At 46.0% G+C, this 14,166-nt stretch carries 10 protein-coding genes; 3 read left to right on the top strand and 7 right to left on the bottom strand.

Annotated features, from left to right (window positions below):
- Positions 1–40 precede the first annotated feature (40 nt).
- The 6 genes from ACFO4O_RS10030 to priA form a co-directional block, all read right to left on the bottom strand.
- The gene (locus ACFO4O_RS10030; protein ID WP_382407950.1) at positions 41–1,921 is read right to left on the bottom strand and encodes an autotransporter assembly complex protein TamA; all 1,881 of its coding nucleotides are present in this window, start codon (positions 1,919–1,921) and stop codon (positions 41–43) included.
- Positions 1,922–2,268: 347 nt separating this feature from the next.
- Positions 2,269–2,799, bottom strand: a complete 531-nt coding sequence (locus tag ACFO4O_RS10035; RefSeq protein ID WP_382407952.1) for a hypothetical protein — start codon at positions 2,797–2,799, stop codon at positions 2,269–2,271.
- A 127-nt stretch (positions 2,800–2,926) separates the two neighbouring features.
- Positions 2,927–4,258, bottom strand: coding sequence for an HslU--HslV peptidase ATPase subunit (hslU, locus tag ACFO4O_RS10040; protein WP_382407954.1), 1,332 nt, complete (start codon positions 4,256–4,258; stop codon positions 2,927–2,929).
- 74 nt (positions 4,259–4,332) lie between these two features.
- On the bottom strand, positions 4,333–4,857 hold the full coding sequence (hslV, locus tag ACFO4O_RS10045; RefSeq protein ID WP_382407956.1) for an ATP-dependent protease subunit HslV: 525 nt from the start codon (positions 4,855–4,857) through the stop codon (positions 4,333–4,335).
- A 166-nt stretch (positions 4,858–5,023) separates the two neighbouring features.
- On the bottom strand, positions 5,024–5,665 hold the full coding sequence (locus tag ACFO4O_RS10050; RefSeq protein WP_382407958.1) for an SPOR domain-containing protein: 642 nt from the start codon (positions 5,663–5,665) through the stop codon (positions 5,024–5,026).
- A gap of 104 nt (positions 5,666–5,769) precedes the next feature.
- The gene (gene priA, locus ACFO4O_RS10055; protein WP_382407960.1) at positions 5,770–7,965 is read right to left on the bottom strand and encodes a primosomal protein N'; all 2,196 of its coding nucleotides are present in this window, start codon (positions 7,963–7,965) and stop codon (positions 5,770–5,772) included.
- Positions 7,966–8,259: 294 nt separating this feature from the next.
- Between priA and rpmE the strand changes: the two genes are divergently transcribed.
- Together rpmE and ACFO4O_RS10065 are read left to right on the top strand one after the other, a co-directional pair.
- Complete coding sequence (gene rpmE / locus ACFO4O_RS10060) at positions 8,260–8,472, top strand: 50S ribosomal protein L31 (protein WP_382407962.1); 213 nt, start codon at positions 8,260–8,262, stop codon at positions 8,470–8,472.
- A 607-nt stretch (positions 8,473–9,079) separates the two neighbouring features.
- Positions 9,080–11,473 carry a TonB-dependent receptor gene (locus ACFO4O_RS10065; protein WP_382407964.1) on the top strand — a complete coding sequence of 798 codons (2,394 nt, stop codon included), beginning with the start codon at positions 9,080–9,082 and terminating at the stop codon, positions 11,471–11,473.
- Positions 11,474–11,568: 95 nt separating this feature from the next.
- Here ACFO4O_RS10065 and ACFO4O_RS10070 read toward each other — a convergent pair whose 3' ends face one another.
- Positions 11,569–12,558 (bottom strand): cupin-like domain-containing protein, encoded by a 990-nt coding sequence (locus ACFO4O_RS10070; RefSeq protein WP_382407966.1) that lies wholly within the window; start codon positions 12,556–12,558, stop codon positions 11,569–11,571.
- Positions 12,559–12,918: 360 nt separating this feature from the next.
- On the opposite strand from ACFO4O_RS10070, the gene ACFO4O_RS10075 reads away from it, so the two are divergent.
- Entirely contained in the window at positions 12,919–14,163 is a 1,245-nt protein-coding gene (locus ACFO4O_RS10075; RefSeq protein WP_382407967.1) for a malic enzyme-like NAD(P)-binding protein, read from the top strand.
- The last annotated feature ends 3 nt before the right edge of the window (positions 14,164–14,166 follow it).

The following is a 14,166-nucleotide window of genomic DNA, read 5'->3' on the forward strand; positions in this document are numbered from 1 at the left end:
GCCAGACAATGCAGAACTCGCCTTACCTTGACTGCGTACATCATAAGCCCGGCCCAATCACTAAATGCAGCCTGAATTTACTTTCTAATTCGTCTTGCCCCCTAGCCAGGTATAATCTGACTGTGCCAATAGGCGAGAGCCAATGCATGCCCACGCCGTAGCCATACGCATAATTTTTGATTGGGTTATCGTTAGCGTTTCCTGCATCCACAAATACGGCAGCCCTAAATTTTTCAGCCACTGGATACGAATATTCAACGCTTGCGACAGCAAGGTATTTACCACCTAAAAGCTCTTTTTTTTCTTCGCCATCTACCGTGACAAACTCGAAGTCAGACACTTCGTTTAAGCCGAAGCCTCTTATGCTTTGGTCACCACCTGCAAAAAAGCGCTGTGTGGACGGTACGCGAGAGAAATCACTGGTAGAGATTGCGCCCGCGTCTGCTCGCAATAAGAATCGGTGCTGACCAAATTCGCGGATCCATTTAGTGCGTGCCAGAACCTTAAAAAAATCTATGTCAGAGAGCAGCGCTTTGGTGCCGCCCTCAACCGTGATCTGCTGCAGGTCTCCCCATTCAACAAAGATTTCTCCGCGCTTGCGGGTGCGAGAAAAGCTGAAACCCGGCAGCAGCAAATTAGTGGTTTCTTCCTCGGCAGCTCCTTGCACAAATGATTCTTGCTCAAATTTTACAAAGGCAATTTTATCCCAATCGTCCTCTTCTACTGCCCCCCACTGGCGCTGTACCGCAAGGCTAAAGTTGTCGCTGCGCGTTTGGTTTTCATCGACTTGGTTAAAGCCTGCCTGAAAATTGAAAAAATCATTTAGCGGATTCGCCATCGGAATACGGTAGTTGGCTTTTAGCGATTTACGCGGACGCGACAAATACAGCCGTGCACCCAAAGAATGCCCTCGCAGATTTACCCAAGGTCTCGACCAGTCAACCGTTACGCGAGGCCCAGTGTCGGTTGACACGCCAAGCCCAAATTCGAAGGTATCTTTAGGTTTTGGGTCTAATATGACCTCAATTGGCACTTTGTAATCGCTCGCGTTACCTGCATTCGCACGCGCAATCGCGCTGCTGAAGTAGTCAGTGCTTTGCATGTCAATTGAATAATCACCCACCTTGCTCTGCTCAAAGTACTCACCATATTTAAACGGCTTTACACTTTGCGCAATGTCTTGTCCGCGCGTGTCACCTAAAAACACAACCTTGCCAAATTGATATCGTTTTCCCAAATAAAAAATCCAATGCACTATTGCTTTGCTTTTAGGCTTTTGTTCAGAACTACTTATACTGGTATCGCTAGCCCCGTCATTTGAGTTTTTTGGTGGTTCTACAATTAACTTGTGCACCGGAAAGATAAAATCAAAATAGCCGTACAAGAGCACGAGCGTTTTTAATTTGTTTTTCAGATTTTCGTATTTTGGATGGTCAAGCGGCTTGCCTTTAAATTGCTTTACTTGCTCAATTACCTCAACAATTTGCGGGGGCAAGGCCTGTTGGTCTGTTTGCGCTAAGTCATTTAACAAAACGACTTGTTCTACTATCGCTTTGCTGCCCAGGTCTACATTTAAAGTGTAGGCAACGTGCTGCACGCTTTTGTTGTCTTCATTAGTCTGAGTAGTAAAACGTAAATCAGTCACGGTGAGTGAAGCATCGTAATAGGCAAAGGCCTGCAGGGCCTTTTCTGCTTGGGTAAGGAGGCTTTGCTTGTATTTGTCTTCGTTAATGCGGCCTATTGGCGTGCTAACCTCAGACAGCAGCAGACGAACGTTCTTTTCAAGCTCTGAGCTCGGTAAGCCGTTGATAACGATCTTATCTTCTGCAAGCGCAAGTGGTGAAACCAACAGCGCTAGGCAAGTCAAAAGTGCGCCTGCTAATCTTGCTAGCGAAATAACGTGCTCCTTAATTGCAGTCATGCATTGCCATCATTAATCGAATACTTCCGTCAAACCAAACATCCCTTATATCTATCATCAGCTCAGCAAAAACTAGACCATGGCACCTTTACAAAGCCAATACCGCATAAGAACGTTCTTTGAGAGCATAACTGTGCCGATAGACAGTTATGCAATGGGACGCTTATGAGTAATATCTACATTACTGCAGGAAGCAGTTACAGCACATGGATGTGCTACATCTCGCATTTTACAAACAAGTCTTCTCGATTGCTGAGGATACCGTATTGCCTAAAGGTTAGGGCAATAATAACGACAGTAGTTCAATCTGCGGTAGGCTCTAATTGTGACGATGCGTGTGTAGAAACTTATGGCGGCGATGATACGCTTGGTGCAAACCAAGGAAAAGCAGAAAAGCTCAACCAGCTAAAATAAATCAGATAGAAAAACATGTAGGTATAAATGCTGTGGTGTTTATAGTGATGCCAATAGCCAATAGGCAAACTAATTAACGCAAGCAAATTAATGGCGCAAATCGCTAAAACGTGTGCGATACCATAAGTAGCCATGCCTTGCTGAAAATAAGCTGCATGATAAATTACCGATATCAAGGCTGTTGCCGTAATTACAAGCACGCTTGCATTTGATATCTCCACGTCCTCTCTAGAGCCACGCATGACCCAAACCAGATAGACAAGCACCATCGGCACTGAACCGATAACGCTGATGGTTAAGTGAGAAAACTGCGTCATGCTTGCAAAAATAGCGGGAAAAAGAACAGGGATAGAAAAAGGCGCATATATTTTGGGTGCGAGGCTAGACACGCTGAGCATGCCTAGCGCACAAACGATAAGTGCTCCAGCTAGGGCCAAGAGCACTCGAACTTGATTAGTGCTCATTATTTACCAATATGAATTTACCAACATGAATTTACCGACATCAATTTACTAACATGGATTTACTGTTAAAAATAAAACGCTTAATCATACCGTCAATGTACACACCTACTTTCAAAACCGCTAGCGCCTACAAAATAAAGCGACTTAGGTCCTCGTTATCCACAAGTGCTTCTAAATGAGCATCTACATATGCGTCGTCGATAGTGTAAGACTCGCCGGTTTTATCTGAGGCATCAAATGAAATATCCTCCATCAAACGCTCCATAACGGTGTGCAGGCGACGGGCACCAATGTTTTCGGTGCGTTCGTTAACCTGCCAAGCCGCTTGCGCGATTTTTTGTATCCCAGACTCCGTAAAATTCACATCAACGCCTTCGGTTTTCATTAAGGCGCGATATTGCTCGGTCAAAGACGCGCTCGGCTCGGTGAGTATGCGCACAAAATCGCCAACCGTAAGCGCTTGTAGCTCAACACGAATTGGCAGACGCCCTTGCAGTTCAGGGATTAAGTCAGAGGGCTTTGACATTTGGAAAGCACCAGAGGTAATAAACAAGATATGGTCGGTTTTTACCATGCCGTGTTTAGTCGACACTGTGGACCCTTCAACCAAAGGTAAAAGGTCGCGCTGCACGCCTTCACGGCTAACGTCACCGCCACCACTTACGCCCTCTCGCTTGCATATTTTGTCGATTTCATCCACAAATACTATGCCGTTTTGTTCAAGATTTTCGATAGCCTGCTCTTTTAGGTCTTCTTGATTTATGAGCTTGCTCGACTCTTCATCAATTAGCAGTTTCAGGGCTTCTTTTATTTTCAATTTTTTCTTTTTCTTTTTATCGCCCGATAAATTTTGGAACATGCCTTGAAGCTGATTAGTCATTTCTTCCATGCCCGGCGGCGCCATGATTTCCACCCCAACTTGCGGTAGTGCGATATCGAGCTCTATCTCTTTATCGTCTAATTGACCTTCGCGTAGTTTTTTGCGGAAGTTCTGACGCGTGCCTCGGTCTTCAACTTGTTCTTTATCGCCAAAAGCATTGCTTGGCGGCGGGATCAAAATATCAAGAATACGCTCTTCAGCGGCTTCTTCAGCACGAAATTTCACTTTTTGTGCCGCAAGCTCTTTGGTCATTTTTACCGCAATATCGGCTAAGTCTCGAATAATCGACTCTACTTCCTTGCCCACATAACCGACTTCGGTAAATTTAGTGGCTTCAACTTTTATAAACGGCGCATTGGCTAATTTGGCTAAACGCCTGGCTATTTCCGTTTTGCCTACGCCTGTTGGCCCTATCATAAGTATGTTTTTTGGCGTTACTTCTTGTCTTAGCTCTTGACCGAGTTGCATGCGGCGCCAGCGATTACGCAGGGCAATCGATACCGCTCGTTTTGCATCCGCTTGACCAATAATGTGCTTATCAAGCGCATGAACAATTTCTCTAGGTGTCATTTGAGACATAACTTATCCTAATATTTAATTTTTGCTTGCGCTGTCTACAACAACGCATCATCTAGATTAGCGTGTAGGGCTAACTAATAATCAAGGGTTTCTATGGTTTGATGAGAATTGGTGAAAACACAAATATCTCCCGCAATACTCAAACTCTTCTTGGCGATATCTTGAGCGCCTAAATCAGTGTTTTCGAGCAGCGCTGTTGCTGCAGCGTTGGCAAACGCGCCGCCCGACCCCGTGGTTACCAAATCGTTGTCGGTCTGCACCACATCTCCATTGCCGATGATCATCAGTGTAGCTTCTTTATCAGCCACAACTAGCACTGCCTCTAAACGACGAAGAGAACGGTCGGTGCGCCAGTCTTTCGCAAGCTCCACTGCGGCTTTTGTTAAATGTCCCTGATGCATTTCGAGTTTTGTTTCAAAGCGTTCAAATAAGGCAAATGCATCTGCGGTACTGCCCGCAAACCCCGCTAGCACTTTGTTGTGATAGAGCCGTCGCACTTTACGTGCATTCCCTTTCATAACGGTGTTCCCTTGAGACACCTGGCCGTCGCCAGCAACAACAACTTGGTTATTTCGACGGACCGATACAATTGTGGTCATTAATGATTACTCCTAAATAGTCGCGCGTTCACGCTCTTATATTCAGGAGGTGGGGGATATGTTGTAAATTTCAAGAGCAGGAGCACTTATGACCAAGGCCAGATTCCTGATTATTACGGGAATAGTTTAGGCGGAGCTGACCTTGGCTGTATTAGGGCTGTTCGCCCTAGTAAATTTTACAATTGTTGATGTTAGCTCGGCGCACTTGATGTCGGTCACGCTCTGCTGCGCGCTTACGCTCATATGGCCCCATCACCACGCGATACCAACGACCGTTTTGACCATCGCTTTGCAACATTTGTGCTTCAAAGCCCTGTAACGCAAGCTTTGCTCTTAGTTCTTCTGCTCTTTCAGTTGTTCTAAATGAGCCGCACTGCATAATGTACTTTCTGTCGGATGCTACCTCGTCTGGAATATCTACCTCAACCGAATACTCGGGCAGTGCATCAATAAATGCCCATTCTTCCTCGCCTAAAGTCGGCAGGGGCTCACGGTCTAGGCTAGGCTGTGCAATATCAACATCGCTTGTTGGCTGCGTTTTCGTAGGATTACTATTGCTCTCAGAAAGTGAAGACGCAGACGCGGCATTTTGCTGCTGCTCGATTTGCGTTGCCCCCTGCTGAGGCTTTTGTACCGCATTATCTGAATTTGAGGTGTCGATGCCTGCTTGCTGCAGCGCAAACAAACCATAGGCAAGTCCCCCTACCACCGCCAGCGCTAATACAATACGTAACCAAGGAGTCGGTGCTTTTTTCGGTGCCTTTTTTTTGCGCTTTTGCCCGCGCGACACGTAATCGGTTTGTGCCATATGTCTCCTAATGAAACACTGATTTTGTTGTAACAAGGCGCACGATTATAGGCAAATTCCTTGCGTGATGCTCATTAAATTTTACGTTTATTGCGACTTAAGCCTTAGGTAAAATCCAGTGGCGATACATCCAAGCTCCATCGGATTTTTGAACTATTGGCATGACTTTCAATAATGGGTAGCGCATCATTTAGCGCCTTATGCAAATATGAGCGCGAAGCAGACTGAATCAGCAACATCATCCTAAAGCGGCCCTGTTTTTTTTCAATCGCGCATGGTAGCGGCCCTATCACTTTGAGCTTAGAAAGTTGGGACAGCAAAGAGGCTGCATCATTTAGAAAGGGTGTTATCAGGCCCATGTTAGCCGACTCAACTCTCAGCAAAATTTGGTATTCATAAGGAGGCAAACACGCCTCCTTGCGCTCTAACAGCAAACTGCGTGCATAATCGGCAAAGCCATTTTGCACCAAGTCTTGCAGCAGCGGGTGCTGAGGATGATGGGTTTGTAGCCATACCTCACCGGGTTTATTCGCGCGTCCAGCACGCCCGCTTAGCTGAGTAATCAGTTGGCCTAGCTTTTCAGGCGCTCTGAAGTCGGCGCTAAATAGTGAGCCATCTACATTCAGTATGATTGCCAATGTAACGTTGGGAAAATGATGTCCTTTTGACAAAATTTGCGTGCCGATAAGAATTTGGTGCGTTTGCGCATTAATTTGTTCGAGTAAATGGCTTAACTTGCCCTTTCCTCTGGTGGAGTCACTGTCGATGCGCACGCATGAGTAATCAGGAAATAACGATGCCATTCCCTGCTCAATTTGCTCAGTGCCCAAACCAAAAGTGTCTAGGTCTTTGTGTCCGCACTGCTGACACTGCCTCGGAATACTGCGCTGATTACAACAACGGTGGCATTGTAAGTTATTACTTACTTTGTGCACCGTGTAAGGGTTATCGCAATCGACACACGTTTCTACATGACCACACTGGTGGCATAAGAGCGCAGGCGAGTACCCTCTTCGATGAACAAACACCAACACCTGATTACCTTGAGCTAGCTGTGTTTGCATCTTGTCAATGAGGCCTTGGGCTATACCCAACTTTAGTGCTTGGCCTTTAACATCGAGCAGCAGCTGAGTGGGCATGCTGGCATTTGCGGCTCGCTGGGTTAGCTGGCAGTGATGATATTTTTTGATAAACGCATTATGCAGCGTTTCAAGGGAAGGTGTTGCACTCCCCATAATTAACGGGATATTAAGCTGATTTGCTCGATATACCGCAATGTCTCTCGCATGATACTTAACGCCGTCTTGCTGCTTAAACGATTCGTCGTGCTCTTCATCTACTATAATCATGCCTAATTGAGCAAAAGGTGTAAAAATTGAGGAGCGAGTGCCAATCACAATGCCAAGCTCATTGGCCTGCGCCTGCTGCCAAATTCGAAGACGCTGCGTATCATTAAGGCCTGAATGCAGCACCCCTACTATGTTGCCAAAACGCTGTTCGAAGCGTTTTACGGTTTGCGGGGTAAGGCCAATTTCAGGCACTAAAATAAGTACCTGCTGCCCCTTAGCCAATCTAGGCTCTATTACCTGTAAATACACTTCGGTTTTACCGCTTCCGGTAACCCCTTCAAGCAAAAAGCTGGCAAAGCCCTTGGCTTGATTAATCGCTGATATCGCAATGCTTTGCTCAATGTTAGCACCGTAATGCTCAGCATCTAGCAATCGCTCGGGCCAAGATGTATCTGGCTTATATGCCTTGTTGGTTTGCCTAATGAGCCCTTTAGTTTGCAGGTCTTTTATGATGCTTGCTGAGTAAGCTGCCCGTATCTCAGATAAAGGCTTTGCCTCGCAGGCTATGGCTGCACACAGTGCCAACTGCTTTTTTGCTTGCTTTAAAGATTCATGCACATCGCTTAACTGCCCGAAGCACTTTTCAATATAGGGAATATCAGCCGGGAGCGATGCCCCTCCCTTTCTCAAGGCGCTTGGCAATAGCAGAGCATATACTTCTCCGATGGCATGTAAGTAATACTGAGCCATCCATGCGCCAAGGCGCAGAAGCTTATTGTCGAGTACAGGGGTGTTGTCTAAGCGCGCACTAATGGCTTTTAGCTTTGCCTCCGGCGTTTCACTGGTGTTGCTGCTCGCGATCACCACGCCAACCAACTGACGACGACCAAAGGGCACCTGCACGCGGCACCCTATCCAATCCTGTTGTTGTGAAAGCTCGGCGGGAATCAAGTAGTCAAAGCTCTTGCGAAGAGGAACTGGCACCGCCACTGTAAGAAATTTGTCGCTCAATGAATTATTAACCGTGTTTGTTGGAAGCCGCAGTCGCGCAGTGACTAGAATAGCATACCTATTTAGCATCGGAACACTGGCAAAACAGGCAAATCACGCGTAAGTAGCCACGCTTTTCAGGCAAGATATTTCTATTGAAATACGCAAGACTATCGTATAAACTCCGCGCTCCAAATTTACAACATTGCGTTATTTGAGCATAAAAAGCAAAACACGCACTGTTACTGAACTTAATATCGCTTGGTGTGCAACTACGGGTTGTATAGCGAGGCGGCCTTAACAAAAGGTATTCCAATGAAAGAAGGTATTCATCCTCAGTACAACGAAATCAAAGCGACATGTTCGTGCGGCAACGTAATGAACATCCGTTCTACTTTGAACAAAGACATTAACCTAGACGTTTGTTCTTCATGCCACCCTTTCTACACAGGTAAGCAACGTAACGTTGACACCGGTGGTCGTGTTGATAAGTTCAAGAAACGTTTTGGTGCACTTAGCAAGAAGTAAGCTAAAAAGCATGTTTATAAAGGCGCTGTGTATTCCACAAGCGCCTTTTTTTGTGGCTAAAGACCGCTAAAAGATACCGCTCAACAAAAAAGAAGCGCCTCGCATTGAAGCAATGCATCTAGTGTGGGGCGTACGCGTATAGTAAGGGATATATGCATCTTCAGAAAGAAGTATGCATACGTAGTAAGGGGCATATGCACATTTAAAAGCCGCTGTTCGCCGTCCTGGCCGCTCAGGCGTGCGCATCCATGTGCGCGCACGCTTTTAAATGTGCATATTCCCCTTACTAACTCATTAGCTTTTCTTTATGCCCCTCACTATAACTTATTAGCTTTTCTGTATGCCCCTTACTAAAACTCGTTGGCTTTTCTATATGTCCAAAAAGCATCCCAAGCTTAGCTTCTCCAAAGAAAACATTGTGCACAAAGGTGATCTTTCTCCCCATTTGTCATTTATATTCCATTTAATTGTTAACAATTTATACACATTTAGAGGTTTTATCCTACATGTGGCTATATTTAGAATTTTTTTACTAAAACACTGGAAAATAAGCGTTTTATTTGCCACTCTTTGCCCGACAATTAGACAATACAAACAGGGATATAATATGAATCACACACACCGTTCATTTTTTAAGAAAAGTCTTGTCAGTTTAGCGCTAACTTCGGTTTTATGTGCGCCAGCGCTTGCGCAAACCAACAACGACGATGCAGAAGTAGAAAAAATAGTAGTAACCGCTACAAAGCGCAGTTTGAGCATCGATGAAGTACCGTTTTCAATCAATGCACAAACACAAAAAGATATGGAACGCTCGGGTGCAAATAGTTTAGAAGACATTGCTCGAAACGTTGCCAGCGTATCTATTCAAAACTTAGGGCCGGGGCAGAGCCAAGTATCTATGCGTGGCGTGTCGGCAGGTCAGATTGTAAGAGACCAACCTGGCGTTAAAGAGCAAGTTGGCGTGTATTTAGATGAAAGCGTGATTTCGCTATCGTTGTTTACGCCCGACCTTGATCTTTTCGACCTAAGTCGTGTTGAAACGCTTCGCGGCCCGCAGGGTACGCTCTTTGGTTCAGGCTCTATTGGTGGAACGCTTCGTTATATTACTAATCAACCTGAGCTTGATACGTTTGAGGGAAAGGTTGAAGCTAACATTAACTCAAAAACCGACGGTGGCGTGGGCAATCATGTGAAAGCCATGGTTAACGTGCCCTTAGTTGATGACACGCTTGCCATGCGAGGCGTATTTTATCGCACTGAATATGCAGGCTTTATTGACGCATTAGGCGAAAATGGCGCATTCCAAGAAGACGTAAATGACGGTTTTAGGCTGGGCGGACGCGTTGCACTTAAATACACACCCACTGAAAACCTCACCATTACACCAAGAGTAATATTGCAAGATATCAGTGTAAATGGTGCAAATCGCCAAGAAGTGTTTAATGTATTTGCAAACCCTTACACAACCAACAGGCCCCCCATTACGCTTATTGAGCAACAGCAATATCTGTTGCTAGAAGAAGGTTTTGAAGACGAAACACTAATTGCCGATGTGACCGCTGAATACGAAACAAACATCGCTGACTTTACCTTTGTTTACAGCTATACAGACCGCGACATATTGATGAGCCGAGACGCAAGCGCACTTACCGGCAGCGTGAGTATAGATTTAGGTTATCCTATCTCTGCGGTTAAATTGCCCTCTAATTTATTAGACCGCACCGAAGTAGAACAAGACACCTTTGAACTACGGGCCGCCTCCAATAGCGACAGCGATTTGCAATGGATTGTGGGTGCATTTATGTCTGACACTGAGCGCACCTACACACAGCGTTTACCTACTCCCGGCTATGATGCAGCTACTGACGCTACGCTTGGCGCAGGTACATCGGCGGCAGTATCTAACGGGTTTGGTCCAGATTCACCTTACAACGCCAACTTACCTTACGACTTAGAACAAACCGCAGTGTTTGGTGAGCTAGACTATAGCTTTACCGATAGACTCAGCGTTTTGTTTGGTACGCGCTGGTACGATTATGATGAAACACGTCGCTTTACAACCGGCGGACTGTTCTCAAATGGCGATGACCAAACCGACTCTACAGCGTCAGACGGCTTTACCTCTCGCGTGATTGCAAAATACGATCTTAACGAAACCGTTAACCTCAACGCGCAAGTCGCTCAAGGCTTTCGCCTAGGGGGTGTAAACGACCCGCTTAACGAAGGTTTGTGTAATGCCCAAGACTTACAGGTGTTTGGCGGCTTCCAAGATTATGAAGATGAAACCCTTACCAACTATGAAGTGGGTATGAAATCATCGGGTCGAGGATGGAGTGCGAATGTGTCGGCGTTTTATACTGATATAGAAGATTTACAAGTCACCTTAGATGCTGGCTCGTGCTCTTCACGTATCTCGTTTAACGTACCTGAGGCAAGCACGCGCGGTATTGAATTTGAGTTAACTCGCCAAGCTACCAAAAACTTGTTCATTTCGGTTGCAGGTAGTTTCTTAAACGCAGAGTTTGGCAGCACCGTGTTTGATAGTAACGGCAATGTCCTTGGCGGGGTAGCCGATGGTAATCGACTTGCTTCGGTTCCAGAAGCATCGTTCGCTATATCATCTACGTATGAGTTTGACTCTCCGTTATTTGGCTCGAGCAGCACATACTTACAGGGCTCGTATCAGTTTGTAGGCGATCGCATTACTCAACCAAGCGACCAAGTCGCGGGTGCGGGTAATTTCCAATCGGGCCTACCGTTTGGCGGCGCAACAGGCAGCGAAGTGACGCAGTTAGACTTAGTGCTCGACGAATACAGCACCTTGAACTTAAGTGCCGGACTTGTTTACGACGAGTACGAATTACTGCTGTATGTGAACAACTTGTTTGACGAAAATGCACTGCTATCGTTTGACCGAGAGCGCGGCGGCAGAGCACGCCTTGGATACCGTGTAGGCGAGCCTAGAACAGTTGGCTTAACGTTCAGAATGTTCTTTGAATAACGGATAGTTTGAATCAGCGATAGCTAACTAAAAATAAAGCGGCCTTGTTTACTCACCATAAACCGGCCGCTTTTTTTATTGCTACTTCACCTTGGCTATAAATCTAAACCCTGCTTTAATATTTTGCGCATTTTTGCAGCCTGCTCGCTATCGAGCGTCTTAGTGAATCCCCTTGCACTTTTTGCAATATGCTCATGCTGTTTAGGTGAAAACACCATATTCTCAAAAATATCTCGCCATGCATTTCGTTGCGCAAGAGGTAAGTCTTTAATAGACAACATAGCATGAATAAGTGCGTCGGTCGGATTACCTGCCGGCTCAGGTGCTTGTCGCCACCAATAGTTTTGCAGTAAGTTAAATGACGATAAGGCCTCTACATGGTGCCACCACATGCTAGGGATATAAATTGCATCGCCAGGATAAAGCGTCACCTCAAACCCTTGTTCGAGCGCATGTGCGAAATTAGGAAAGCGCGCTAAATCAGGCTCTTTAAAATCCACAAGGCTAATCGCCTGCCCAGCTGGATTAAATTCAATGGGTCCCACGTATAGGTTATCCCACTGATCGGGCGGGAACAGAGTAAATTTACGCGCACCGGCAAGTACGCAGGCAACGTTGTCGGTTGCATCAAAATGCGCCGCTACGCGGGACCGATTACCCGTCCATAAGCTCACCAAAGGGGAGTCTTTTAGCAAAGCAATATCATTATGTTCTCGGTACAGCGGCATCAGCATATCGACCGATGTGGACCCCATATAAACGGTGGCAATATCCTCGTCTGAGGCATTTGCCATGAGCCACCTCAGTACGTCGTTAAAGGGCAAGCGCTGACGCTCAAAATTAAATCCGCTCATGTCGCTATTGTAAAAAAACCGCCCGCCTTCTTTTTTGTCGGCCACCCAAGCCGGTACGACTTTCCCGGCACTTTTACTCAGCATATAGCTGACTTTTTCAGGGTCAGTTTTGAGCGCTACGATAGGCCAATCACTCACCAACTGCCTAAACACCTTTGGCGTTTGGGCGCTTAACATCTGCATAGTAAGTTCGTTGGTATTGCTTAGGTTGACTTCGTCAAGCGACTGCATAATAGACAATGACCTTTTGCTTAAATTAATAAAAATCGGAAGTGTACTAAGTGGTGCGTATTAACACTACGCTCTAGCGCTAATGTAACACGAGCAAATTACAAACCAAACGACTCGGTTTATCAATACGCATCGGCACACTTACTATTCATGAATACTCAAAAATCGATTTTGACCATAAGTCACATGAATGTTTGTATTTTTTTGCATATAAAACATTTAGTTACCGTTTTGGTTACAAAACAATATTTGCTCAATTCGGATTTTATCTATTTATATTTATGCTATTGTTTAGCAAACTCAGTGTGCAAAGCACATGCTCTTGGTCAGCGCGACCTTTGTTCAAGGATAAAAGCCAACATGTCGGATTTTCGTCAAAAAGCATTGGATTATCACCAGTTCCCGTCTCCCGGCAAGATAAGCGTAGAGCTTACAACGCCCGCTGCTAACGTCGATGACCTAGCGCTGGCCTACAGCCCGGGCGTGGCAGAACCGGTAAAAGAAATCGCTGCAGACCCAAACGCTGCCTACAAATATACGGCAAAGGGCAACATGGTTGCAGTAATCTCAAACGGTACCGCTATTTTGGGCTTGGGCAATTTAGGGCCTTTGGCATCTAAACCCGTTATGGAAGGTAAGGCCCTGCTATTTAAGCGCTTTGCTGGGCTTGACTCAATCGATATTGAAGTGAAACATCGCACCACAGAAGAATTTATTAATACGGTGGCAAACATAGCGGATACCTTTGGCGGCATTAACCTTGAAGATATTAAGGCGCCTGAGTGCTTTGAGATTGAAAAAGAGTTAATAAAACGCTGCAAAATCCCAATTTTTCATGACGACCAACACGGCACGGCTATTGTTACTGCGGCAGGTATGCTCAACGCCTTAGAGATTCAAGGCAAGCGCATTGAAGACGTAAGAATCGTTTGCATGGGCGCGGGCGCGGCTGCTGTGGCCTGCATGGAACTTTTGATAAAATGCGGCGCACAGCGCGAACGCATTTACATGCTTGACCGCCAAGGGGTCATTCATACTCGACGCGACAATCTAACGGAGCATAAGGCCTTGTTTGCCAACAATACAGACAAGCGTACTTTAGAGGATGTAATGGACGGTGCCGACGTGTTTTTAGGCGTATCTGGCCCCGACTTATTACCCCCAGAAACCTTATCACTGATGGCGCAAAACCCTATTGTATTTGCCTGCTCCAACCCCGACCCAGAAATAAAACCAGAGTTGGCCCACGAAGTCAGAGATGACTTAATAATGGCAACCGGACGCTCAGACTACCCGAATCAGGTGAACAACGTGTTGTGCTTTCCGTTTATATTTCGTGGGGCGCTCGACGTACGTGCAACCGCCATAAACGACGAGATGAAAGTAGCAGCGGTGAATGCCCTGCGCAGCGTGTCAAAAGAGCCAGTACCCGAAGAAGTGTTAGTTGCCAGCAACATTGCCTCGTTAACCTTTGGTCGTGAATATATTATCCCCAAACCAATGGATCCACGTTTGTGTAAGCGCATCGCAACGGCAGTCGCACAAGCCGCCATTGACTCAAACGTTGCACAAATTGAACAGCTCCCAGATGATTATCTTGCCTAGGGA

It is taken from the genome of Glaciecola siphonariae, from assembly GCF_042652645.1.
Lineage (GTDB): Bacteria > Pseudomonadota > Gammaproteobacteria > Enterobacterales > Alteromonadaceae > Glaciecola > Glaciecola siphonariae.

What these genes read in the sequence shown, in the direction of transcription:
- ACFO4O_RS10030 (WP_382407950.1), bottom strand. Translation starts at nt 1,921, where the DNA reads ATGACTGCAATTAAGGAGCACGTTATTTCGCTAGCAAGATTAGCAGGC.
- ACFO4O_RS10035 (WP_382407952.1), bottom strand. Translation starts at nt 2,799, where the DNA reads ATGAGCACTAATCAAGTTCGAGTGCTCTTGGCCCTAGCTGGAGCACTT.
- hslU (WP_382407954.1), bottom strand. Translation starts at nt 4,258, where the DNA reads ATGTCTCAAATGACACCTAGAGAAATTGTTCATGCGCTTGATAAGCAC.
- hslV (WP_382407956.1), bottom strand. Translation starts at nt 4,857, where the DNA reads ATGACCACAATTGTATCGGTCCGTCGAAATAACCAAGTTGTTGTTGCT.
- ACFO4O_RS10050 (WP_382407958.1), bottom strand. Translation starts at nt 5,665, where the DNA reads ATGGCACAAACCGATTACGTGTCGCGCGGGCAAAAGCGCAAAAAAAAG.
- rpmE (WP_382407962.1), top strand. Translation starts at nt 8,260, where the DNA reads ATGAAAGAAGGTATTCATCCTCAGTACAACGAAATCAAAGCGACATGT.
- ACFO4O_RS10065 (WP_382407964.1), top strand. Translation starts at nt 9,080, where the DNA reads ATGAATCACACACACCGTTCATTTTTTAAGAAAAGTCTTGTCAGTTTA.
- ACFO4O_RS10070 (WP_382407966.1), bottom strand. Translation starts at nt 12,558, where the DNA reads ATGCAGTCGCTTGACGAAGTCAACCTAAGCAATACCAACGAACTTACT.
- ACFO4O_RS10075 (WP_382407967.1), top strand. Translation starts at nt 12,919, where the DNA reads ATGTCGGATTTTCGTCAAAAAGCATTGGATTATCACCAGTTCCCGTCT.